This window comes from Bradyrhizobium manausense, from assembly GCF_001440035.1.
Taxonomy (GTDB): domain Bacteria; phylum Pseudomonadota; class Alphaproteobacteria; order Rhizobiales; family Xanthobacteraceae; genus Bradyrhizobium; species Bradyrhizobium manausense.
Window position 1 is genome coordinate 40,051 of record NZ_LJYG01000026.1, and the last position, 21,743, is coordinate 61,793.

Consider the following 21,743-nt stretch of genomic DNA (forward strand, 5'->3'; position numbering starts at 1 on the left):
CGGTCGTTGCAATCGGGCGGGGTCCATATACGTCTATACATGAAGCTCTCGACGAAGCCATTCTGCATGGGCTTTCCCGGTGCGATGAAGTGCCAATCGATGGGTGCGTCCTTGCACCAAGCCAGCATGGCGTTGCAGGTGAACTCGGTGCCATGGTCGGACACGATCATTCCCGGCTTGCGGCGTCGCTCGACGATCGCCGTGAGTTCGCGGGCCACGCGTCGCCCCGAGATCGACGTGCCCGGAATGGCGCCCAGGCATTCCTTGGTGACGTGTCGACGATGTTGAGGATGCGGAAGCGTCGGCCATGGCGAACTGGTCGTGGACGAAGTCCAGCGACCAGCGGGCATTGGGCCTGGCCTCGACCAGATCGGGGCCCGGGTCCCGACGGCCTTGCGGCGAGCCCGCCGCTTGCGGACGGTGAGCCCTTCTTCGCGATAAAGCCGGTAGATCCGGTTGATCCCCGATGGCTCGCCCTCCCGCCGCAGCAGGACGAATAGGCGGCGATAGCCGAAACGCCGCCGCTCGTTGGCGAGATCGCGCAATCGGCCACGCAGAACTGCGTCCGGTGGGCGGCTGGAGCGATAGCGGATCATCTTCCGATCCGCACCCACGATCGAGCAGGCCCGCCGTTCCGACAGGCTCATGACGGCCTGCAGATGCGCGACAGCAGCGCGCTTGGCGGCGGGCCCTACCATTTTTTTGAAAGGAGCTCGCGAAGTGCGGCTGCATCGAGCATCTGCTCGGCCAGAAGCTTCTTCAGCTTCCCGTTCTCCTCCTCCAGGGCCCTCAACCGCTTCGCCTCGGAAACGTCCATGCCGCCGAATTTGGCATTCTAATTGTAGATCGTCGCCTCGGAGATCCCGTGCTTGCGAGCCAGATCGGCCGTCTTCACCCCGGCCTCATGCTCCTTCAGCACCGCAATAATCTGCTTCCGTGAACCGTGCTCGCTTCATGTGTCCGTCCTTCTTCGGGCCGGACTCTAACACTCTTTCTGGAGGAAATACTCAGTGGCAGGTCAGGGCAGGTTGATTTGTTGTTTTCCTGCAACCAATCGACCACGAGAACTGAATGACCTCTAAACAAGCTGACCACATAATATCCTATCGCCCCGACCGACAATCCTTCGACCGTGCATTGCAGCCGAAGTTTGCTGGCTCGCGCGCTCGTTGATAGCCTGCAATAGGTCACGATGTTGTCGTTCGATTTCGACGTCGACACGGATCCGCAACAGATCGGCGGCACGCGCGAGCTTGACCGACAGAGCCTCCTGACGATCCTCTACGGTCGCGCAGGTTCGCATTGCGGGCGCCATGCGGCGCACCAGAAACGACGACCAGGTTGGATAACCTGAGACATCATTGCCTTCAATGATGGACAGTCGCGTTTGCCAGCTCGTTTGTAGGCCCTGCTGGCGCCGAAGCGAAACAGGCTTCCGGTCGCGCCATTTTCGAAGGAGACGGCCAGCGCAGTCGGCTCGGCAAGCAAATCGTTGTTGAACTGCAGCCCCTCACCGCTCTGCTTTTTTTCGAGCGCCTAAACAAGGCGGCAGTCGATGCGATCAACGGAAGGTGCAAGCTCAAGGGCGGCTGACAGGCCAAGCAGCGCCAGTCGACGGTAGGTCTCGATCTCCAGCAGCCGTTGCACCAGCGCTCCGATAACGTGCGACGTCAATCCAAGGTCGCAGACGAGAATTTTCGTAAAGCCTTTTTCGTCTACGCGGAAGTCTGAGGCGGCAACGCCTGCGCCGCTCTTTGTAGCAACCATAGCTAGGCTGTTCTTGTTAAAAACCTGTTCGGCGCGCCTGGTCGGCGAGGCGTCCTGCTCCACTTCTGCCTGTTTGCACGGTGATCGCTCGCCAGGCGGCTAGCTAGCAGCGTCAGTGCAAGGAATGACGGGTCATAAAATCCCTTTGGCGTAATCTTCACTTCCGCCGTCTCGAAAACTGCGATGGCGCATTCGCTGATATCAACGCAGTGTGATTGCCGACTTAGGGTGATCATGCGAATGCGTCAAGCGCTCGCTCCATTCCAGATGCGTGCAGTTCCTCACTTTGATCCGGTAACGACAACTTCCAGCATCGTAGGGCCAGTCGCGGCATTTCGATGCCAATTCTTCCATGTCGCAGGCAACTCGAAATCTATCAGGCCCAGGCTCGCCACGTTCGAGGGGATTAAGAAAGTGCCCTCAGGACGACGCGCCATTAAGCGCTCCAAGTTCTCTTCCGCATTGACGGAAGCATGAGAAGGTCGTCACGAGTTCGACGGGAACGTCGAAAGCGCAAAACTGCACTTCCTCCTGTGCCTGGGCGAGTGAAGGGCGTTGAAACCGGTGATGCGGCGCCAAGCATGATGGTCCCTCATGCAGACCTTGCCGCCTCGACGATCCAGGGATAGCGGTTGAGTTAATGTGGCCGCCACGCGTGATCAGCCGCTCGGGCGGACGATATCGGCCCTGCTTCACTTCTTGGAGCCATCGGGGCCGGGCCGGGACGACAATGCCCTTGGTCGGCAGGGGGATCGAGCTTGCGGGTATTCACTGAGTGTAGCGTTGAACGAGTTTTCTTCATGGCACTCGAGAATTAGGTCAGCACTCCGAACAGTAGTTATCCGGAATTCCACTCGGCATAAAGATACCTTTAGGTGGACAACGCCGGGGCTGGCATTTCATCCCGAACAAGATTGTAACCGGCAAGGGGTCGCTGTGAGGCGGCCCCTTTCGATTCCGGCGCAGCCGCGCGTTTGGCTCTGTGCCCGCGTCTTCATTCTGAGCAGGCATGGAGGTGATAATTTGCTGGCAGGGAAGGCGGCTGCCGACAGCCAGTTCACGCTAGACGCCTGTTATCGCGCCATTTCGGGGTGAAGGAAGTCGAACGTTTTGGCCGCAACCTTGGCAAAGAGAAGTTCGCGCAGACGACACGACACGACCGCGTGGACCCCTCTAGGCTGCTAAGAGCGGAATGGTTCCTTCAACCAATCGCGAAAATCGGGCTTTGCGTTCCCCCGCAACCAGCGATTCTTGGCATGTCTGCTTAGGCGACCCAAGGGAATTGTCTTTCGCGTTTTGGGAACCATTCGGCAAGGACCGGGTGTTGCGCCTCCCGACGATCCTTGGCGGGCGAGGGATCGCGCACGAACGGCGGTTTGGGTCGGACTATCGAGATCCGACCTTCCGAGTTAGGCTGCTCTCCAGTAAGAAAACAGGGCTTCCGAAATAGTGGGTCTAGCCGTGTAGCGGACCCCCGCTACCATGCTGATTTCAAACGAGTTTTTATCGTTCTTTCGGCCTCTAAATAGACGCGAAAGTTACCCCTTACAAATTTCGTACAACTGGCCGTCGGTCTTCGGATCCTAAATGTCCGCTCGCCGATCAATATCCCAAGATCATTGAAAAGCTCTTTGATGATCTCGTCAGATTCAATGCCGCCTCGCCCGATCCGCAACTCGTCTATCTGCACGGATCCGTCGAACACTATTCAGATAAGAACCTGGACAACGAGGTGGAGCAGCTGGATGCACCGATTGTCCAGCGATTGGTCCCGCTGCTGCGCGATCATCCGCTTATCGTGGTGGGATATCGCGGCAACGAGCCATCGATTATGAGGGAGTTTTTGCTCAAGCAGATCAATGCGACAAATAGATTTGCGCAAGGGGTGTACTGGTGTGTTCGCGAGAGCGACATGCAGCAATCGCTTTCGCCCTTGGTCAAAGAACTCGCAGCAGCAATAGGCACCAATTTCCAGATCGTCCCCATCGTCGGGTTCGATGAATTGCTTCAGTATGGATAACGACGGGATCCAGTTTTCCGGGCTTGTGTGTTCATAGCCCCATCGAGCTTGACATTCTGCCGGCGCTTCGTCGCCTGAAGTCGCGGCGATCGAGGTCCACGTTATCGACGTTCTCCGGTAGATTCCCTTCGTCGTGCAGCCTTGTTGCGGCGTTGACGAGGACGCCGACCGGCGGCTTCGTGTCGGCAGCTCACGCGCAGAACGGAGCAGCGCCGACAATCGTGCCGGCTAGACCCCTTCCAGCAAAAAATTTGCCAGGTTTGGCGGAGGTTGTCTGACGCAAAACCGGCCATGGAAGGCGCTGGCGTGCTTACAGCATCGTGGTTATAGTGAACTATCGTTCATCACCACGAGGCGCATATTGCGCTGCAGCGGGCCCCGTCAGTTGACTACACGCGGAGCACGAGATGGAAGCCAAGCGCGAGTTTAGAGGCTCCGATACCCACGGTGTTCTGCAGCGGTTTGGTGCGGACATCCGTGCAACGAGTGAGGGGCATGGATGGTCTTCGATTTACGCGTCGATCCAACGGGAGAATCCGTTCGAGGGGCGGTTCGACGCGATTGCTGACGACCTCATTGTGTTGCACCGCAGCGGCCCCGTGCAGACGACCTTTGCATCCGGCGGGCACGTCACTTCACGTTGCATTCCGAAAGGAAGCATCTTTTTTTTGCCGGCAGGTCAAGCGTGCGAGGTGGGATTGCATGGAGCGCTGGATACTCTCCATATTTATCTCCGCGCAAACTTAATTCCTGTCCACAATGTTACGCCGCTGCTGGTCGAACGGGATGTGGTTATACAGCATCTGGCGCAGGCGGTTGAGCAGGCGGTTTGCGAGAACGTCTCGAATTCAGATCTCTTCATCGATCCGATCGCGCGGGCGCTTGCGAATAGGGTCTCCGCGATCAGCAGGAGTAGCGAACCGTGGCAGGTTCAGACCGCTGGGCTGCCGGACAACGAACTCCGGCGCGTCAAGGATTTCATAGAGGCAAATCTCGAGGGTGAGATCACTCTTGCTGCGATGGCCAGCGCGTGCGGCATCGGCACAAAGTCGTTCGTTCGGGCTTTTGCGGCAACGACCGGCAAGTCACCATACCAATATGTGATCGCGGCACGTGTCGAACGGGCCAAGCGATTGATCGAGCAAGACCAGGAAGGCCTCGCTGAGATAGCACTGCGCTGTGGCTTCTCCCATCAGGAACACTTGACGCGTGCCTTCCGCAGGCTGACCGGTCAAACGCCCGGTCGATACCGTCGCAGCGTCAACTGAACAAGGGACAATGCAGAAACGCTCCGATCCACCATCGCCAGCCGCAGCGCAAAATGAGCATACCGTGCGGCCTTTTGACGGAGGCGAGGTCCATTCCGTGCTGCGACAGTTCGCCGTGAAACGCGAGGCATCCAGTGCGGGGCTCGGCTGGTCGACTATGTTCGCATCGGTTCAGCGGGAAGAGCCGTTCAGGGGCCGCTTCGAAGCCAATGCCAACGCCCTGCTGGTGACTGCAGCTAGTGGACCAGTCGATGTTACCTATCGGATCGATGGACGTGTCGTATCCAGGCACTTGCAGGAGAAGGGGATCTTTTTCCTGCCGCCGCGCCGCGACTGTGAGGTGACGCTAAATACGCCGTTGAATTCGATCCATGTGTACCTGCGTCCTGAACTGTTTTCCGGCTCTGAAGGTAAAGTGCAGAACTCCGATTTTGGCCTCTTGCCTTTGTTGGGTGAGCCGGAGCCTCTAACCAGCAATCTCCTGGCAGTGGTGGAAGAAATGGTGCGTGAGGGTGATACCTCGTGTTCCCTCCTGGCCGATTCGATTGCGCATGCATTAGCCAATCGCCTTGTCGTGCTCAATGCACGGGAGCGGAAAGCGCCGGGTGCTGTGGAACGCCAGCTGAGTACACGTAGCGTCCGCTCGATTCGTGATTTTGTCGAAGCTAATATCGCCGATTGCATCAAGCTGGACGATTTGGCTGCGATCTGCGGCGTAAGTCCCGAGTATTTCATACGGGTGTTCAAGTCTTCGCTGGGCGTGTCTCCTCACCGCTACGTTGTGGGGGTGCGAATTCATCATGCAAAACGACTCCTGACGGACACAAACATTGGCCTTGCGGATGTGGCGCGGCAATGCGGGTTTGCGCACCAGCAACATTTCACGAACACGTTCCGTCGGATGACGGGCTTGTCGCCGGGCGCTTATCGACGGGCAATGAATTAAGAACGCCACGACCTGCCTTTCCGATCTGAACGCTGGCTCGTTTCCCGTAAACGAAGCAGGCAGTTTGTGTCAGTTTCCTGCAAACCGGTCCGGTTTGTGCAGGCTTGGCTATCAGGCATGTCCTACTTTCACCCCACTAAGAGGCGCCAGACGCAATCACGGCGCCGATGATGGGGAGAGACGCGCATGGCATTGTTCGATGCCGGGCGAGGGTGCTCGCATATCCGAATTGGCCAGCATTCGCTCGAGGAACCTTCCACCTCGGGTGATCGTGCTGCGCAGGAAAGTGGGCCGCTGCGATGAAGGACTGGTCTCCGCTCGTCGTCGGGATCGGCGGCACGTTGCGCGACGGATCAACCTCGGAGAGGGCGCTCCGCCTGGCTTTGACGGAAGCCGCGCGGCTCGGTGCGAAAACGCAGATCTTCGCCGGGCAATCGTTGAATCTCCCTCACTACGACGCCATTGAACGTACGGAACGTGCGACGTCGCTGGTCGAAGCGCTGCGCGCCGCAGACGGCGTCATCATAGCCACCCCAAGCTATCATGGCTCGATCTCCGGCCTGGTGAAGAACGCAATAGACTACACCGAGGATCTCCGCGCCGACGCGCGCAGCTATCTTGCCGGACGCGCTGTCGGCGCCATCGTATGCGCGGGCGGAGCCCAGGCCATGGGAGCGACGCTGGGGACTCTGCGGACGATTGTTCACGCGCTGCGCGGTTGGCCGACTCCATTTTCAGCGGTGATTAACGCCGCGCAGAGGCCATTTTCCGCTGATGGTGCGTGCAGTGATCCGATCATAGCGCAACAGCTCGCATTCGTGGCCGAGCAGGTCGTCGAGTTCGCGAGAATGCGGCGGCTATATGAGAGCCGGCGCAATGGGCTCGCGCCTCAAATATCAGAAGCCGCGCCGGCGCAATGCGCATAGAACGCGGCCGCAAACAACCAGAACGGGAAACACTAGGGAGGGCTCATGAGCAAGAATCGCATCTTTAGTTATGAGAATCTCGTTGTCGTCTTGATGGGAGCGGCGTTTGGCTTCGTATTTTTCGACCGCCTGGCGCTGAATTTTCTCTCTCCATTTCTGGTGCCTGAGCTCCATCTGAACAACACCCAGCTGGGTGCCCTCGCGGGTGGCCTGGCGCTGACCTGGGCAATCGCCGGCTATGCGGTCGGCACTCTTTCGGACTATTTTCAAAATCGTAAAACGCTCCTGGTCTGCGCGATAGTGATCTTCTCGATCTGCTCGGTAGGATCCGGTCTCGCCAATTCGTTTCTGACGTTGCTTGCCGCGCGCCTCGTTATGGGATTTGCGGAAGGACCCGTACTTCCGATCGCGCAATCGATCATGGCTGCGGAATCGTCGGAGCACCGTCGCGGCTTCAACATGGGCGTTCTGCAGAATTTCTTCAGCGCGCTTCTAAGTAATTTTGCCGCCCCTCTGGTGCTCGTCGCGATTGGGCAGATCTACGGCTGGAGAAGTGCTTTCTACATTGCGGCGGTGCCTGGCTTCGTTGTGGCGGCGCTGATCGTCGCATTCATCCGTGAACCTTCGTCGGGTGCCGCTCCGATATCGGCTAAATCTGCGCGCAACACGATCCCGCTTTCGACGATGCTGAAACATCGCAACATCTGGGTTTGCGCGATCGTGAGCTGCCTGATGGTGTCTTGGCTCCTGATCCAGATAACGTTCCTTCCGATCTACCTGGTGCAGGTTCGCGGTCTGTCGCCCAGCGTGATGAGCGTTGCCGTGGCCGCGACCGGTATCGCAACGGTCGCGTCTTCGATCATCGTGCCGGCGCTGTCGGATCGATTTGGCCGCCGTCCTTTGCTCATCTTGTCAGGCTTCGTCGGCGTGATAGCCCCGGTGGCGATCGTCATGTTCGACGGACCGTTGCCAATATTGGTGTTGTTGATGGGCGTCGGCCATCTCGCCGTTGGCAGCTTCTCATTGTTCATGGCCACCGTGCCTTCCGAGACGATCCCTCGGACCCATGTTGCCACTGCGCTTGGCTTCATCATGGGGGTAGGCGAGGTCGCGGGCGGCTTCGCGGGCCCGGCCCTCGCCGGGATCGCTTCCGACGTGTTCGGTCCGTCCAGCTCGATGTGGATCGCCGCTTCGCTTTGTATCTGTGCAGGCTTGCTTTGCCTGATGCTGGACGAAACCGCGCCGCGGGTGCTCGAGCGCCACAAAAGAATGATTGTGAGTTCGCCCGCATGAATCCCTATCGCCGGTTAGCTGCAACCGCGCTCAACGGAAATATCAGGAGATCGAAATGAACGTTCAGGCCATCCGCAAGAGCCTGCCGGCACCGGAGCCTCACCTCACTCCGCAGGATCTGGTCGACCGCGCCGCCTCGATGAGAACGCTGCTGCGGGAATCGCAGGACGAGACCGATGAGCGGGGACATTATTCGGACGAAATCCAGCAAAAGTTCATCGATGCTGGTTTCTATCGGATCTTGCAGCCCAAAATGTTTGGTGGCTACGAGTTCGATTACGAAACATTTTTTCGCGTCATGGTGGAGATATCGCGCGGTCATCCGTCCGCAGGGTGGTGCTTGACGTTGGCCGCATCTCATGCGCCGGTCATAGCCTCGCACTGGTCGGAAGCTGCACAGATCGAAATCTTCGGGTCGTCCGGACATTTCGCGTCACCGCACCGGGCTGCCCCGGGGGGTACGTGCCTGCCGGTCGAGGGCGGCTATATCATCAATGGTGTGTGGCCATATTCGTCGGGAATACCGCACAGCACGCACTTCCTGGGCGCAACGTTGCTTCAAACGTCGTTTCCGCCACGAATGCTCCATTTCGTTGTGCCGCGGGGGCAATACACAATTCTGGGCGATTGGGGTGGAGACCGCACCTTGGGCATGCGCGGCTCCGGCTCGAACAGCGTCAAGCTGGACAACGTCTTCGTGCCCGAGCACATGACCGCGTTCTTCGACGCGCTGGGTGTGAAGCAGGATCTCTCCGAGGGTACACCCGGAACGCGATTGCATGGCAACCCGATGTATCTCGGCGTTCTCATGGGTCCTTATCACGCGTCCCTGACATCGCCTATCATCGGTGCCGCGCGCGCGGCGATCGATGAATATCGCGATATCCTGTTCTCGCAAAACACATTTGTTCCCCCCTTCATCAAGCGCGCCTTCGAGACTGATTTCCAGGTCAACTACGGCCGCGCCATAGCGTTGACCGATGCAGCCGAAGGCGTGCTGCTCCAGGGCTTGCGCAAGCACATGGAGTACTGCCAGCGGTGGGCGAAGACGGGTTTGCAAGCCTCCGTGGAAGAAAACTTGCGACTCTGGGGAATGCTGCAGACCGGCGCACGTCTTGCCTGTGAAGCCATCGAACTCTTGTTCCAGACCGCCGGGTCGACCGCGGCGCGGAAGGGCTCAAGGATGCTTCGATACTTTGGCGACGCCCAGATGTATCGAGGACACATGTCCTCCCAATACATGACCTTCGCGAAGTACATTGGTCGCAGCAATCTCGGGCTGCCGACCGGTTTTCTGGATCTCTGAAGAAAGTCGGAGGGGGACGTGACCCAAACTAAAGCAAAACCTGCTCCGTTGGTGCTGGCAGACCAGGGATTCTTCTGGACCGGCTTGGTGCGCCAGCAGACACCGAATGGCACCATCGCTGCGGGCCAGATGTTCGTGCAATATCAGATCCCGGAGCACATCCGGCATCCATATCCCATCGTGATGGTGCATGGAGGTGGGGGGCAGGGAACGGATTTTCTCGGTACTGCCGATGGACGGCCTGGATGGGCCACTTACTTTCTGAAACAGGGTTACGCGGTCTACGTCGTCGACCGCCCGGGGCACGGTCGCTCACCCCTGCATCCGGAGGCTCTGGGTCCCATGACACCTCCGTTGACCTACGAATTTGCAATGACGCTGTTTAGCGCGCCCGGCAAGCAGCCGAACAGCTGGCCGAACGCGCAAAAGCACAATCAGTGGCCCGGCTCCGGCGTCGTCGGTGATCCAGCCCTGGACCAATTCATCGCGACCCAAGGTCCGTTCCTTGTGTTTTTGGCACAGACCCAACTGCTGATGCAGCGAGCCGGCGCCGAATTGCTGGATCGTATCGGTCCGGCGGTCCTGCTCACCCATTCCATGGGGGCGCCCTTCGGTTGGCTCGTGGCCGATAGTCGACCGCACCTGGTGAAAGGCATTGTCGCGGTTGAGCCAATGGGGCCGCCTTTCGCCCAATTGCCAATGGGGCTGGGCGACCTCTCTTACGGACTCACTGCGATCCCGATGACGTTCGATCCGCCCGTCCAAGGCCCAACTGAACTGCGGCGCGAAATCCGCAAGGCTCCGAAGCCGGGGCTGGCGGACTGCTTCGTTCAGAAAGAGCCGGCGAGGCGTCTTCCCAACCTCGCATCGATGCCCGTTGCTGTCGTGACATCGGAGGCGTCGGCCTGGTCCATGCACGACCACGGCACCGTCGATTATCTCGTCCAGGCGGGCGTGCGCGCCGTCCATCTGCGGCTCGAGGACCACGGCCTGCGCGGCAACGGCCACCTGATGATGCAAGAAAAGAACAGCGATGACATCGCTGCCTTCCTGGAAAGGTGGATCGCGGAATATGTGGGGTCACGACCAAGATAATTTCAATTTTTCGCGCCGCCGCACTTGTGGTGAAGCAGCGGCTGGAAGGTGCGAGTGAGGTGGTCAGGTTTGTCAGCAGACCGTTAGCGCGAGAGGAGTGTGAGATGGCGAAGAAGGGATATTGGGTCGGTCACATCAACGTCACGAACCCGGAGCGCTACAAGGACTACATCGCGGCCAACGCCGGACCATTGAAGAAGTACGGAGCGCGGTTCCTTGTCCGAAACGGCGCATGCGAAGTGCACGGCAACGCACTTCAAGGGCGTCGCCACGTCGTAATCGAGTTCGAAAGCTACGCAATAGCTAAGGCCTGCTACGACTCACCGGAGTATCAGGCTGCGGCCAAGATTCGCGACGAAGCCAGCACCTCCGATTTCGTCATGATCGAGGGCCACGAGGACTAACAGCTATCCGCAGCGGGGTCTGGCAACTTACGATTAAGAGCCTGGCCGGAGGTGGAGACACTAATTCGTTTCACAGTATGCCGGTCAGTATCTGTAGCCTAGCGGCGGGGCTTTCACTCCACCTTCTCGCTCATGCTCGAGGAGGCGCGATGACGCCGAGGGGCGCGCGCAAGCATCAGGAGCACCATCAATTGAAAGATATCGAAGACAAGGTCGCATTCATCACGGGAGGCGCGAGTGGGATCGGGTTCGGAATGGCCCGCGCGTTCCTGCAACATGGGGTGAAGGTCGTTATCGCGGACGTCCGTCAATCGCATCTGGATGCGGCCGCTTCCGCCCTCGATCGCTCCAACAAGAACTACCATCTGATCCGTCTGGACGTTACCGACCGCGAGTCAATGGCACGGGCAGCGACGGAGACCGAGAAGGTATTCGGCAAGGTCCACATACTCTGCAACAATGCAGGCGTATCGAGCATGGTGGCTATGGAAGACGCGAGCTTCGCGGATTGGGATTTTGTCATGAACATCAACGTCGGGGGCGTCGTCAACGGCGTCGCGACGTTCGTGCCCCGGATTCGGGCGCACGGAGAAGGTGGTCACATCGTCAACACCTCCTCGATGGCCGGCATCCTCGCTCTTCCAAATCCCGGCGGCATCTACTCGACATCCAAATTCGCGGTGCGCGGCCTGACGGAGTCGTTGCGTATGGCGCTCGGACCGCACAACATCGGCGTTTCGCTCCTTTGTCCCGGTCTGGTTCGCAGCAATCTCGTCGACACGACGCTTCACCTCAACACGTCCGCTTCTGCTCAATCGGCGGGCGGCCCGTTCGCGGCCGGCGGTTCGCCGTTGGAAGCCGGGATGGATCCTCTCGCCGTAGGCGAACGGGTGGTCGAAGGAATCGTCGGCAACGAGCCATACATTCTTCCGCACGGCGAATTCAAAGACGAAGTCGCAGAGTCCTTCGGAGAGATACTCCAGTCGTTCCCCACCGATCGAGACGTCGATCCGAAACGGCAACAGTTCGAAGCGATGCGCCGGCAAGCGACGACGGAGGCCAAGCGCTTGGCTGCGAGCATTGGTTAGAACTTCGATCCGGCGCGCGAGGACCGTGCCCATCTCCATTGGACGTCCGCTCGCAGCCGAGTCATTCGAAAGACGTCGCAAGAATCGGGGGAAGCAATCCTCCGGACAAACAGCCGCTCTCAGAGCGGCCTATCAGGGAGGTGTCGATGCGAAGCGCTATCGCAGCTGCAGGGCTGTACGTGGTCTGGTCCGTTCTCGCGGCGCCGGCTGTAGCCGAAGACGGGCCCGGCATCACCGCCACCGAGATCCGCATCGGACAGACGATGCCCTATAGCGGGCCAGTGTCCGCCTTCGGCATCCTCGGCAAGGGCGAGGTCGCCTATTTCAGGATGGTCAACGACCGCGGCGGCATCAACGGCCGCAATGTCAACCTGCTCTCGCTCGATGACAGCTATGTGCCGCCCAAGACCGTGGAGCAGACGCGCCGGCTGGTTGAGAGCGACGATGTCTCGTTCATCTTCTCGACGATGGGGACGGCGCACAACACGGCGATCGCCAAATATCTGGCGGCTAAGAAGGTGCCCCAGCTGTTCGTCGCCTCCGGCGCCTCGAAGTTCGGTGATCCCGCGCAGTTTCCCCTGACGCTGATGGGGGTGATGGCGCCGTTCCGCAACGAGGCCCGCATGTATGCGCGCTATGCGCTGCAGAAGAAGGCCGACGCGACCTTCGCGGTGCTGGCGCAGAACGACGATTTCGGTCGCGACTACCTCGCCGGGCTAAGGGACGTGCTCGGCGATCGTTACGAGACGGCAGTCACGGCGGCGACCTACGAGACGACCGAGCCGACGGTCGATTCGCAGATCGTGAAGCTCAAATCGACCGGCGCGGATGCGTTCGTGATCGCCGCGACGCCGAAATTCGCTGCGCAGGCGATCCGCAAGGCTTACGAGATCAACTGGCGTCCGATCATGTTCCTGACCAATGTGTCGGTATGGATGTCCTCGGTGATGGAGCCCGCCGGGCTCGACGCCGGCACCGGCATCATCTCGAGCGCCTATGTCAAGGATCCGCTCGATCCGGCATGGGCGGACGATCCCGGCGTGAAGGGGTGGCGCGACTACATGGCCAAATACGTGCCTGACGGCGATATCCGCGATTCCAACTACGTCAACAGTTACAACAACGGCATGGTGCTGGAGCACGTGCTCAAGGCCGCCGGCAACGACCTCAGTCGCGAGAACATCCTGCGGCAGGCGCTGTCGATCAAGGACCTGGAATTGCCGATGCTACTGCCCGGCATCAAGGTCAATACCGGCGAGAGTGACCATCTGCCGGTCGAGCAGCTGCAATTCATGCGCTTCACCGGCAAGCAGTGGGAGCGCTTCGGGGAGGTGCTCTCGACCAAGTAGGGTCGATTATATTGAAAACTGAGGACCGTTGGGATTTACTCCGCGGCACCGAAGCCTCGAGCCCTTGGTCCGTCGGATGCAGGCAACGTCGAATTTTGGGGTGCAGGAGACGCACGGCGTCCTGAACCGCTTCCAGGCCGAATTCCGCGGCTCGAGCGAAGGGCTCGGCTGGTCGTCCGCATTTGCCTCGGTTCAGCGCGAACGGCCGTTTGAGGGGCACTTCCACGCACTTTCAGACAATCTGATGGTGCTGCATCGGGGCGGTCCGGTCGACATCACGTATGTGATGGACGGCAAGTCGGTTGCCCGGCACATCCCGCGCGGCGGCGTTTTCTTCCTGCCGGCGGGCCATGCATGCAACGTGCTCCTGCGCGAACCGCTGGAATCCACCCACATCTATCTGCGTTCCGACCTGTTCGCCGGCCCTGGCGGGTCGTCAGGCGCGACCAGCGGCCTCGCGCCGATGCTCGGCGATCAGGACGCTGTGCTGGAGCATCTTGCCGCGGCGATCGGTGATACCATCACCGGAGGTCTGCCGGCCTCGTCGCTCTTCGTCGACCCGATCGCGCAAGCGATCGCCAACCGTTTCGTGGCGATCAACTTCCACAAGCCGAGCACGGAAGCCGGCAAGCATCCGAACCTGCTCAGTGGCAGGCAGATGGCACGCATTCGCGAGTTCGTTGATGCCAATATCGATAGCGATATCCGCCTCGACCAGCTGGCGGAGCTGTGCGGCCGCAGCACCGAGTATTTCGTGCGGCTTTTCAAGGCGACCAACGGCGTCTCGCCTTATCAATACGTGCTCAATCTGCGCATAGAGCGCGCCAGGGCGCTGCTTGCCGACGAGACCCTGAGTCTGGCCGAGATCGCGCTGGCTTGCGGCTTCTCCCATCAAGAGCATTTCACGCGGATGTTCCGCCGCTTTACTGGCATTACACCCGGACGATACCGACACAGCCACTAGGTTCCGCTGATGGCGGCCACGGCGGTCGGAGGCCCGATTCGGCCCTGTGCAATTTTTCCGGTTTTGTGCAGATTTTCTTCGGTTTCGTGCAGGCCCGCCGCGCCAGCCCGCCCCTAGCTTCCTCCCAACGATATGAGATCGCCGGTTCGCCGGCTTGGGAGGATTGCCATGAGCATCGCACTGGCCGACGCTGGAGGCGCGTCCGTTGCGAGGGCCGGTGATGCCGGCGAGGGCGCGTTTGCCTACTGTTCGCAGCAATATCGCGTCCTGTTCGGTGCCGGCACCTCGGCGCGACTCGGCGAGGAGGCAGAGCGCCTCGGCATCAAGCGGGCGCTGGTGCTGACCACAAGCGAGCAGCACGACCTCGGGCGGCGGCTCGGCATGGGGCTCGGTGACAGGCTCGCCGGGCTGTTTACCGGCGCACGCATGCATACGCCGGTCGAAGTGACCAACGAAGCGCTTGCGATTGTGGAGTCCCGCGACATCGACGGCCTGGTCGCGATCGGCGGCGGCTCGACGGTCGGACTCGGCAAGGCGCTCTCGCTGCGCACGGGGTTGCCGCATATCGCGATGCCGACCACCTATGCCGGCTCCGAGATGACGCCGATTCTTGGCGAGACCAGCAACGGCATCAAGACCACGCAGCAATCCCAGGATCTGGTGCCTGATACCGTCATCTACGACGTCGATCTCACCATCGGCCTGCCGCCGCACATCTCCGCCGCCAGCGGCCTGAACGCGATCGCCCACGCCGTCGAGGCGCTTTATGCGCCCGACGCCAATCCTCTGACCTCGCTGATGGCGGAGGATGGCATCGCCGCACTCGCCCGCGGGCTGCCGCGCATCATGGTGGCGCCCGCCGATCCCGGCGCCCGTCGCGATGCGCTCTATGGCGCCTGGCTATGCGGCATCTGCCTCGGTGCGGTCGGCATGTCGCTGCATCACAAGCTCTGCCACGTGCTGGGCGGCATGTTCAACCTGCCGCATGCGGAAACTCACGCGATCGTGCTGCCGCACGCCGCCGCCTACAACGCCACCGCCGCGCCAGAGGCCATGACTCGCGTCGCGCGCGCGCTGCACGGCGCCAATGCCCCGCAGGGCCTGTTTGACCTTGCCCGGCAGCTCGCGCTGCCGCGCGCGCTCGCCGACCTCGGAATGCCCGAGGACGGCATCGCACGCGCCGCGGAGATGGCGGTGCGCAACCCCTATGCCAATCCAAGACCGATTGATCGCGCCCCGATCGAGCAATTGATCGCGGCAGCCTGGCGCGGCGATGCGCCCGCGCAGGAGTGAATCTCAGGGATCCAAGGACAACACCATGGCCAATTTCAACGAGCATAACCTCACTGACGAGGTGATCAGCAGCTTCGCCAACACGCCGAACCAGCGGCTCAAGTTCCTCATCGAGGAGACCGTGAAATCGCTGCACGATCTGGTGCGCCGCACCGAACTCACCTTCGAGGAATGGAATCAGGCGATCGATTTCCTGACCCGCATGGGCCAGACCTGCACGCCGCTGCGCCAGGAGTTCATCCTGCTCTCCGACGTGCTCGGCGTCTCGATGCTGGTCGACGCCGTCAATCACCGCGAGCGCGAGGGCGCGACCGAGACCACGGTGCTCGGCCCGTTCTATGTCGGCGAGCACCGCGTTAAGCCGCACGGTGCCAATATCTCCGAGGGCATCGACGGTGAAGCGATGTTCGTGCAGAGCCGCGTCACCGACCTCGCCGGCAAGCCGCTCGCCGGTGCCGAGATCGACGTCTGGCATGCCGACGACGACGGCTTCTACGATTCGCAGAAGGCCGATTACGCGAGCCACGGTCCGTCGCTGCGCGCGCGCTTCGTCACCGATGCCGACGGCCGCTTCTCGTTCCGCACGATCTTGCCGTGCAGCTATCCGATCCCGATCGACGGCCCGGTCGGCGATCTCATCACCGCTACGCAGCGTCATCCGATGCGCCCCGCGCATGTGCACTTCCTGGTCAAGGCCGAAGGCTACGAGCCGCTGATCACACACGTCTTCCTCGATGGCGACCAATATCTGCGCAGCGACGTGGTGTTCGGCGTCAAGGACGAGCTCATCGCGCCCGTCGAGCCGCGCAACGAAGCAGCGCTGCCGAACGGCGAGCGGGTCTCCGGCCCGTGGCACCTGATGACTTACGACTTCCAGATGAAGCCCGGCGCAGGGCGGGTGCCCCGGCCGATGATGGCCGCGGAATGACGATCGCAACCAACAACAGGACGAAGGAGAGGATGATGACCAGCAAACCTGTTGAGACCGACGTGCTTGTCGTCGGCAGCGGCCCGGCCGGCGCGACGGCGGCGGCGCTGCTCGGCATGTACGGCGTCAAGCACATCCTGGTGACGAAATATGGCTGGCTGGCGGACACGCCGCGCGCCCACATCACCAACCAGCGTGCGATGGAGGTGCTGCGCGATCTCGGCCTCGAGGACAAGGCGGTGGCGCAGGCGGTGCCGCAGCATCTGATGGCCAACAACGTTTTCTGCGAAAGCCTCGCCGGCGAGGAGTTCGGCCGGCTCTATTCCTGGGGCAATCATCCCTCGCGCAAGGCGGATTACGATCTCGCCAGCCCGACCCGGATCTGCGACCTGCCGCAGAATTTGCTCGAGCCGATCCTGATCGAGGCCGCCGGCCAGCGCGGCACTTCGCTGTGCTTCAACACCGAGTTCGTCGACCTGGTGCAGGATGCCGACGGCGTCACGGCAACGGTGAAGGATCGGCTATCCGGCGAGACCTACCAGATCCGCGCGAAATATCTGATCGGCGCCGATGGCGGCCGCAGCCGGGTTGCCGAGGTCATCGGGCTGCCGATGGAGGGTCAGATGGGCCGCGCCGGCAGCATGAACATCATCGTGCAGGCGGACTTGAGCAAATACGTCGCGCACAGGCCGAGCGTCCTCTATTGGGTGCTGCAGCCGGGCGCTGAGATCGGCGGCATCGGCGCCGGCCTGATCCGCATGGTGCGGCCCTGGAACGAATGGCTGATCATCTGGGGCTACGACATCGAGCAGGGCGAGCGCAAGCTCAGCAATGACGAGGCGATCTCGATCGTGCGCAATCTCGTCGGCGACGAGACGCTGGAGGTCAAAGTCCGCTCGACCTCGACCTGGACCGTGAACGAGATGTATGCGGGCCACTACGCGTCCGGCCGCGTGTTCTGCGCCGGCGATGCCGTGCACCGCCATCCGCCGAGCAACGGCCTCGGCTCCAACACCTCGATCCAGGACTCCTATAATTTGTGCTGGAAGCTGAAGCTGGTGCTCGAGGGCCATGCGGCTCCGTCACTGCTCGAGACCTATTCGGCCGAGCGCCAGCCGGTCGGCAAGCAGATCGTGACCCGCGCCAACAAGAGCATCGGCGAGTTCCCGCCGATCTTCGAGGCGGTAGGACTTGTCGCCTCGACCGATCCGATTGAGGCGCGCAAGGCGATCGCCGCGCGCAAGGCGCCGACCGCCGAGGGCAAGGCGCGTCGCAAGAAGCTCTATGAGGCCATCGCCATCAAGAGCTACGAGTTCAACTGCCACGGCGTCGAGATGAACCAGCGCTATGGCTCGACCGCCGTGGTGTCCGACGGCACGCCGATGCCGGCATTCAGCCGCGATCACGAACTTTATTATAAGGCCACCACTTGGCCCGGCGCGCACTTGCCGCATGTCTGGGTCGAGCATCGGGGCCAGCGCAAATCGACGCTCGATCTTGTCGGCAAGGGCCGTTTCACGCTGCTCACCGGGATCGGGGGCGACGGCTGGAAGGCGGCGGCTGCCGCAGTCGAGAAGGCCTACGGCCTGCCGGTCGATGTCGTCACCATCGGCCCGCAAGGCTGCGATGGGCTCGACATCTATGCCGACTGGTACCGCCAGAGCGAAGTCGACGAGGACGGCTGCGTGCTGGTGCGTCCCGACATGTATGTCGCCTGGCGCGCCAGAGAGTCGGCAGTGAATGCCCCCGACGTGCTGCTCGACGTGTTCGGCCAGATCCTCGGCCGTAGTGCGAAGGCGCAGGCGAAGTCCGTCGCCGCGTGATGCGAGGCTGCCCGGATAGTTTTTCAGAACGGAATGAACGGCAGCCGGCTTGAAGACCGGCTTGCCTCAAGGGAGGGGAATTGTTCGCACCGGCGCTGAACGGGCGTGTGCAGGCGTGAAAGGCTAAGCAACTCGACGGCTCGGTCGAGCGCTCAATTGCATTGAAACCTCCCATAGGCGCCTTTGTGAAAGACCAGCGGATTGCAGGTCGCTTCCTCGCCCGAGAGCACCTCTCCCAGAATGATATCGTGATCGCCCGCCTTGTGCACGGCGGCAACCCGGCAGCAGAGTTGAGCGGCGGCCCCTTGCAGTAGCGGCAAGCCGTCAGTGCTGAAGGCAATGGCCAGATCGTCGAAGCGGTTCTTGAGCTTCCCGGTGAAACGCGCCGACAGGTCGGACTGATGGTGGCCGAGGATGTTCACGGAAAATAGTCCGCGTTGCCGGATCGCTGCACCCGTCGCGCTGCCCTCATTGGTGCAGAATAGCAGCATGCAGGGCTGCAGCGACACCGATGTCAGCGAGTTGATGGTCGCGCCAAACAAATCGCCCTGCCATTCCGTCGCGACGATGGCGACGCCGGTCGGGAAGGCGCCCATCACGGAGCGAAACAGCTTGGGATCGATGGTCTGCATGTTCATGTCACGACAGTCCCTTGAGCAAGCGACGGAGCGGCGTTGCCGCTCCGTCTGCAAGAGTCACTTTTTCATCATGTGGTAGCTGAGCTCGCCGGGGTCGGTGAGATCGGGCACCTTCCAGCCGTCGAGGTCGTATTCGGCCATGCAGTCCTCGGCAAAGCCCTTGAAGCGGTCGGCATTGCCGCTCGCCTGTGCGCCGAACAGGCAGTAGCGGCGGATCTCCTCGGTCGAGCCGCCATAGTTGATCTCGTAGAGCTCGTGGCGCCCCCCGAACTCGCTGCCGATGCAATCCCACAGCAGCTTGAGCAGCTTGACGCGCTCCTCGGCCTTGTAACCGTTGGAGCCGCGCAAGTAACGATCGAGATAGGGGCGGATCTCGGCGTTCTTGAAATCGCTGGAATGGCTGTTGAGATAGATCAGGCCCGATGCCACGGTCTGCTCGATCAGATACTTAACCTTGGTGTAGGCCATGGTGGCGATGATCTGATAGGCGTTGCCGGGATCCATGTTTGGCAGCACATAGTCGCCGATCCACGGCTTTGGATCTCTGACCATCGCATCCGACAGGCTCCAGAACAGGTTTCGCCAGGCGATGACCTCGCCGACATTGGCCTGCACGCCGCGATAATCCTTGGTGCCGGCGGCCTCCGTCGCTTTCAGCAAAAGCCCGCTGATGAAGTCGAGCTTCACCGCAAGCCGCGTGCAGCCATGCACGACAAAGCGCGGCAAAAAGCCGGTGCGCGGGAAGAAATTGTTCGCCTTCTCGATGTCGCCATAGACGAAGACGTTCTCCCAGGGCACCAGCACCTTGTCGAGGATGAACACGGCGTCGTTCTCATCGAGCCGGCTCGAGATCGGATAATCGAACGGGCTGCCCATCACGCTCGCGCTCATCTCATAGGACGTGCGGCAGATGAACTTTACGCCGGGCGCGTTGGTCGGCACCATGAAGACGACCGCGAACTTCTTGTCCTGGAGGGGAATCAGGCCGTGATGGGCGACGAAGGTGTAGTTCGTCAGCACAGATCCCGTCGCGACCACCTTTGCGCCCGACACGATCAGGCCGGCGTCGGTCTCTTTCTCGATATGGCAGCAGACGTCGGCGACCTCGTTCGGCGGCCGGTCGCGATCGACGGGCGGGTGGATGATCGCGTGGTTGATGAAGGGCACGCGCTCCTGGGAGAATTTGTACCAGCGCTTGGCGTTGTCCTGGTACGGATCGTAGAAGTCGGAATTGGCGCCGAGGGTCGCCAGGAATGCAGCCTTGTAATCCGGTGCGCGGCCCATCCAGCCATAGGTGATCTTGGCCCATTCGGCGATCGCATTGCGGCCCGCGATCAGATCCTGCATCGACTTCGGCGCCTTGAAGAAGGCGTGCGTCGTGCTGCCATTGCCGGTGTCGGTCGGCAGCAGCAGCTTGTCCTTGTGCTTGTCGTCGTGCAGCGCGTCGTAGAGGCGGGCGGTCATGCGCGCGGTGTTGCGGAAGGCCGGGTGCGTGGTGACGTCCTTGACCCGCTCGCCATAGATGTAGACGGCGCGATCGTCGCGCAGCGAATCCAGATATTCCGCGCCGGTCTGCGGCTTGGTCACTTTGACGTTGCCGATGTGCTCCGGCGGGATCGCCATTGCCGCTGCCTTGTCTGCCATCGCATCATCTCCCCATTATGTTCGATTATCGAACTAGTGTCCGTATTCCGAACTTGGCGAAATGATACGGCCGGCCCTCGCGATTGGCAAGGGAAGGGATCGATCACACCGTCATCGCGGAGACCTGCTCGGCGATGCGGTTGAGCTCGGGGAGAAAGTGCTCGCGCATTTCGTTGCGCGTCGTCCGCGTCGAATGGGTCGATAGATTGATTGCGCCGACCGCCTGGCCGCTGCGGTCGAGCACGGGGACGGCCAGCGCGCGCAGGCCGCGCTCGAGCTCCTCATCGACGATCGAAAAACGCTGCGCGCGGTCGGCGCGGATGCGGTCGAACAGCGCCTGCAGATCGGTGATGGTCTGTGGCGTATAGGCCTCGATGCGCTGCGACTTCAGCCGCCGCCAGATCTCGGCTTCATCGAGATAGCCGAACAAGATGCGCCCGAGCGCGGTGTGCAGCGCTGGCAGGCGGCTGCCGACCGACAGCGTCGCGGACATGATTCTGCGGGCCGGCATGCGCGCGACATAGACGATGTCGTTGCCTTGCAGGATGGCCGCCGAGCAGGATTCACCGAGCCGCTCGCTCAGCTCGCGCATGAGCGGTGTTGCGCGATCGATCCAGCTTTGCGTCGACAGATACGCAAATCCGAGATCGAGGATCTGCGGCGCCAGCGAGAATGAACGGCCGTCCTGTTCGACATAGCCGAGCTGGGTCAGCGTCCGCAGCACGCGCCGTGCGGTGGCGCGCGAGAGATCAGCGACCTGGGCGGCCTCCGACAGCGTCATGCTGGGCCGGTGCCGGCCGAACGCGCCCAGCACCGCGAGGCCCTTGGCCAGCGTCGTCATGAATTCCTTGTCGTCGGGCTCGCCCTTGCGATGGCTCGGCTCGCCTTTGTCAGGTGTTGCAGCTTGCATCATTCGCTGGCCTGTTGACTCCATCTGAGCTCTGGCGGACACTGGTCGACATACGAACGTATGTTCGAATATCGAACGCCG

18 protein-coding genes and 3 pseudogenes are annotated in these 21,743 nt (G+C 61.2%); 14 read left to right on the forward strand and 7 right to left on the reverse strand.

The annotated features are described in order from the left end of the window. Positions 1-41: 41 nt before the first annotated feature. The 4 genes and pseudogenes from AOQ71_RS05170 to AOQ71_RS49895 all read right to left on the reverse strand — a co-directional run. Positions 42-956, reverse strand: a pseudogene (locus AOQ71_RS05170) (IS3 family transposase); the annotation flags it as partial. Between the two features lie 130 nt (positions 957-1,086). Beyond that, positions 1,087-1,245 (reverse strand): annotated as a pseudogene (locus AOQ71_RS49885) (DUF3422 family protein); the annotation flags it as partial. Beyond that, positions 1,211-1,381 (reverse strand): annotated as a pseudogene (locus AOQ71_RS49890) (DUF3422 family protein); the annotation flags it as partial. The pseudogenes AOQ71_RS49885 and AOQ71_RS49890, both read right to left, overlap by 35 nt. Before the next feature lie 155 nt (positions 1,382-1,536). Next, on the reverse strand, positions 1,537-1,830 hold the full coding sequence (locus AOQ71_RS49895) for a DUF3422 family protein (protein WP_057742731.1): 294 nt from the start codon (positions 1,828-1,830) through the stop codon (positions 1,537-1,539). A 1,555-nt stretch (positions 1,831-3,385) separates the two neighbouring features. On the opposite strand from AOQ71_RS49895, the gene AOQ71_RS42650 reads away from it, so the two are divergent. The 14 genes from AOQ71_RS42650 (at position 3,386) to AOQ71_RS05250 (ending at position 18,470) form a co-directional block, all read left to right on the forward strand. After that, entirely contained in the window at positions 3,386-3,787 is a 402-nt protein-coding gene (locus AOQ71_RS42650) for an SIR2 family protein (protein WP_245316741.1), read from the forward strand. A gap of 407 nt (positions 3,788-4,194) precedes the next feature. Next, a complete protein-coding gene (locus AOQ71_RS05190; RefSeq protein ID WP_057742735.1) occupies positions 4,195-5,055 on the forward strand; it encodes a helix-turn-helix domain-containing protein in 861 nt (286 codons plus the stop codon). A 10-nt stretch (positions 5,056-5,065) separates the two neighbouring features. Further along, a complete protein-coding gene (locus tag AOQ71_RS05195; RefSeq protein WP_083513956.1) occupies positions 5,066-6,001 on the forward strand; it encodes a helix-turn-helix domain-containing protein in 936 nt (311 codons plus the stop codon). A 299-nt stretch (positions 6,002-6,300) separates the two neighbouring features. Beyond that, positions 6,301-6,927, forward strand: coding sequence for an NADPH-dependent FMN reductase (locus AOQ71_RS05200; protein ID WP_057742739.1), 627 nt, complete (start codon positions 6,301-6,303; stop codon positions 6,925-6,927). Between the two features lie 45 nt (positions 6,928-6,972). Further along, entirely contained in the window at positions 6,973-8,220 is a 1,248-nt protein-coding gene (locus AOQ71_RS05205; protein WP_057742742.1) for an MFS transporter, read from the forward strand. 55 nt (positions 8,221-8,275) lie between these two features. Beyond that, on the forward strand, positions 8,276-9,526 hold the full coding sequence (locus tag AOQ71_RS05210) for an acyl-CoA dehydrogenase family protein (protein WP_057742744.1): 1,251 nt from the start codon (positions 8,276-8,278) through the stop codon (positions 9,524-9,526). An 18-nt stretch (positions 9,527-9,544) separates the two neighbouring features. After that, positions 9,545-10,621, forward strand: a complete 1,077-nt coding sequence (locus AOQ71_RS05215) for an alpha/beta hydrolase (protein ID WP_063958192.1) — start codon at positions 9,545-9,547, stop codon at positions 10,619-10,621. 104 nt (positions 10,622-10,725) lie between these two features. Further along, positions 10,726-11,025, forward strand: coding sequence for a DUF1330 domain-containing protein (locus AOQ71_RS05220; protein WP_057743158.1), 300 nt, complete (start codon positions 10,726-10,728; stop codon positions 11,023-11,025). Between the two features lie 149 nt (positions 11,026-11,174). Continuing rightward, positions 11,175-12,113, forward strand: a complete 939-nt coding sequence (locus AOQ71_RS05225) for an SDR family oxidoreductase (protein ID WP_057742748.1) — start codon at positions 11,175-11,177, stop codon at positions 12,111-12,113. Between the two features lie 146 nt (positions 12,114-12,259). Further along, on the forward strand, positions 12,260-13,462 hold the full coding sequence (locus AOQ71_RS05230; protein WP_057742750.1) for an ABC transporter substrate-binding protein: 1,203 nt from the start codon (positions 12,260-12,262) through the stop codon (positions 13,460-13,462). Positions 13,463-13,562: 100 nt separating this feature from the next. Then, a complete protein-coding gene (locus tag AOQ71_RS05235) occupies positions 13,563-14,426 on the forward strand; it encodes a helix-turn-helix domain-containing protein (protein ID WP_205668200.1) in 864 nt (287 codons plus the stop codon). 168 nt (positions 14,427-14,594) lie between these two features. Continuing rightward, positions 14,595-15,719 carry a maleylacetate reductase gene (locus tag AOQ71_RS05240; RefSeq protein ID WP_083513958.1) on the forward strand — a complete coding sequence of 375 codons (1,125 nt, stop codon included), beginning with the start codon at positions 14,595-14,597 and terminating at the stop codon, positions 15,717-15,719. Between the two features lie 25 nt (positions 15,720-15,744). Next, complete coding sequence (locus tag AOQ71_RS05245; protein WP_057743162.1) at positions 15,745-16,647, forward strand: intradiol ring-cleavage dioxygenase; 903 nt, start codon at positions 15,745-15,747, stop codon at positions 16,645-16,647. Positions 16,648-16,679: 32 nt separating this feature from the next. Beyond that, the gene (locus AOQ71_RS05250; protein ID WP_245316724.1) at positions 16,680-18,470 is read left to right on the forward strand and encodes an FAD-dependent oxidoreductase; all 1,791 of its coding nucleotides are present in this window, start codon (positions 16,680-16,682) and stop codon (positions 18,468-18,470) included. Positions 18,471-18,622: 152 nt separating this feature from the next. On the opposite strand, the gene AOQ71_RS05255 is transcribed toward AOQ71_RS05250, so the two are convergent. The 3 genes from AOQ71_RS05255 to AOQ71_RS05265 form a co-directional block, all read right to left on the reverse strand. After that, complete coding sequence (locus AOQ71_RS05255; protein WP_057742755.1) at positions 18,623-19,108, reverse strand: flavin reductase family protein; 486 nt, start codon at positions 19,106-19,108, stop codon at positions 18,623-18,625. 57 nt (positions 19,109-19,165) lie between these two features. Beyond that, positions 19,166-20,752: a 4-hydroxyphenylacetate 3-hydroxylase N-terminal domain-containing protein gene (locus AOQ71_RS05260; protein ID WP_157083389.1), complete on the reverse strand. Its 1,587-nt coding sequence runs from the start codon at positions 20,750-20,752 to the stop codon at positions 19,166-19,168. Positions 20,753-20,855: 103 nt separating this feature from the next. Beyond that, positions 20,856-21,665, reverse strand: a complete 810-nt coding sequence (locus AOQ71_RS05265; protein WP_057742757.1) for an IclR family transcriptional regulator domain-containing protein — start codon at positions 21,663-21,665, stop codon at positions 20,856-20,858. Positions 21,666-21,743 lie beyond the last annotated feature (78 nt).

Coding starts and splice junctions, on each gene's coding strand:
- AOQ71_RS05255 (WP_057742755.1), bottom strand. CDS start 19,108: ATGAACATGCAGACCATCGATCCCAAGCTGTTTCGCTCCGTGATGGGC.
- AOQ71_RS05205 (WP_057742742.1), top strand. CDS start 6,973: ATGAGCAAGAATCGCATCTTTAGTTATGAGAATCTCGTTGTCGTCTTG.
- AOQ71_RS05250 (WP_245316724.1), top strand. CDS start 16,680: ATGATGACCAGCAAACCTGTTGAGACCGACGTGCTTGTCGTCGGCAGC.
- AOQ71_RS05245 (WP_057743162.1), top strand. CDS start 15,745: ATGGCCAATTTCAACGAGCATAACCTCACTGACGAGGTGATCAGCAGC.
- AOQ71_RS05200 (WP_057742739.1), top strand. CDS start 6,301: ATGAAGGACTGGTCTCCGCTCGTCGTCGGGATCGGCGGCACGTTGCGC.
- AOQ71_RS05190 (WP_057742735.1), top strand. CDS start 4,195: ATGGAAGCCAAGCGCGAGTTTAGAGGCTCCGATACCCACGGTGTTCTG.
- AOQ71_RS05195 (WP_083513956.1), top strand. CDS start 5,066: ATGCAGAAACGCTCCGATCCACCATCGCCAGCCGCAGCGCAAAATGAG.
- AOQ71_RS05265 (WP_057742757.1), bottom strand. CDS start 21,665: ATGATGCAAGCTGCAACACCTGACAAAGGCGAGCCGAGCCATCGCAAG.
- AOQ71_RS05225 (WP_057742748.1), top strand. CDS start 11,175: ATGACGCCGAGGGGCGCGCGCAAGCATCAGGAGCACCATCAATTGAAA.
- AOQ71_RS05220 (WP_057743158.1), top strand. CDS start 10,726: ATGGCGAAGAAGGGATATTGGGTCGGTCACATCAACGTCACGAACCCG.
- AOQ71_RS05240 (WP_083513958.1), top strand. CDS start 14,595: ATGAGCATCGCACTGGCCGACGCTGGAGGCGCGTCCGTTGCGAGGGCC.
- AOQ71_RS05210 (WP_057742744.1), top strand. CDS start 8,276: ATGAACGTTCAGGCCATCCGCAAGAGCCTGCCGGCACCGGAGCCTCAC.
- AOQ71_RS05230 (WP_057742750.1), top strand. CDS start 12,260: ATGCGAAGCGCTATCGCAGCTGCAGGGCTGTACGTGGTCTGGTCCGTT.
- AOQ71_RS05260 (WP_157083389.1), bottom strand. CDS start 20,752: ATGGCAGACAAGGCAGCGGCAATGGCGATCCCGCCGGAGCACATCGGC.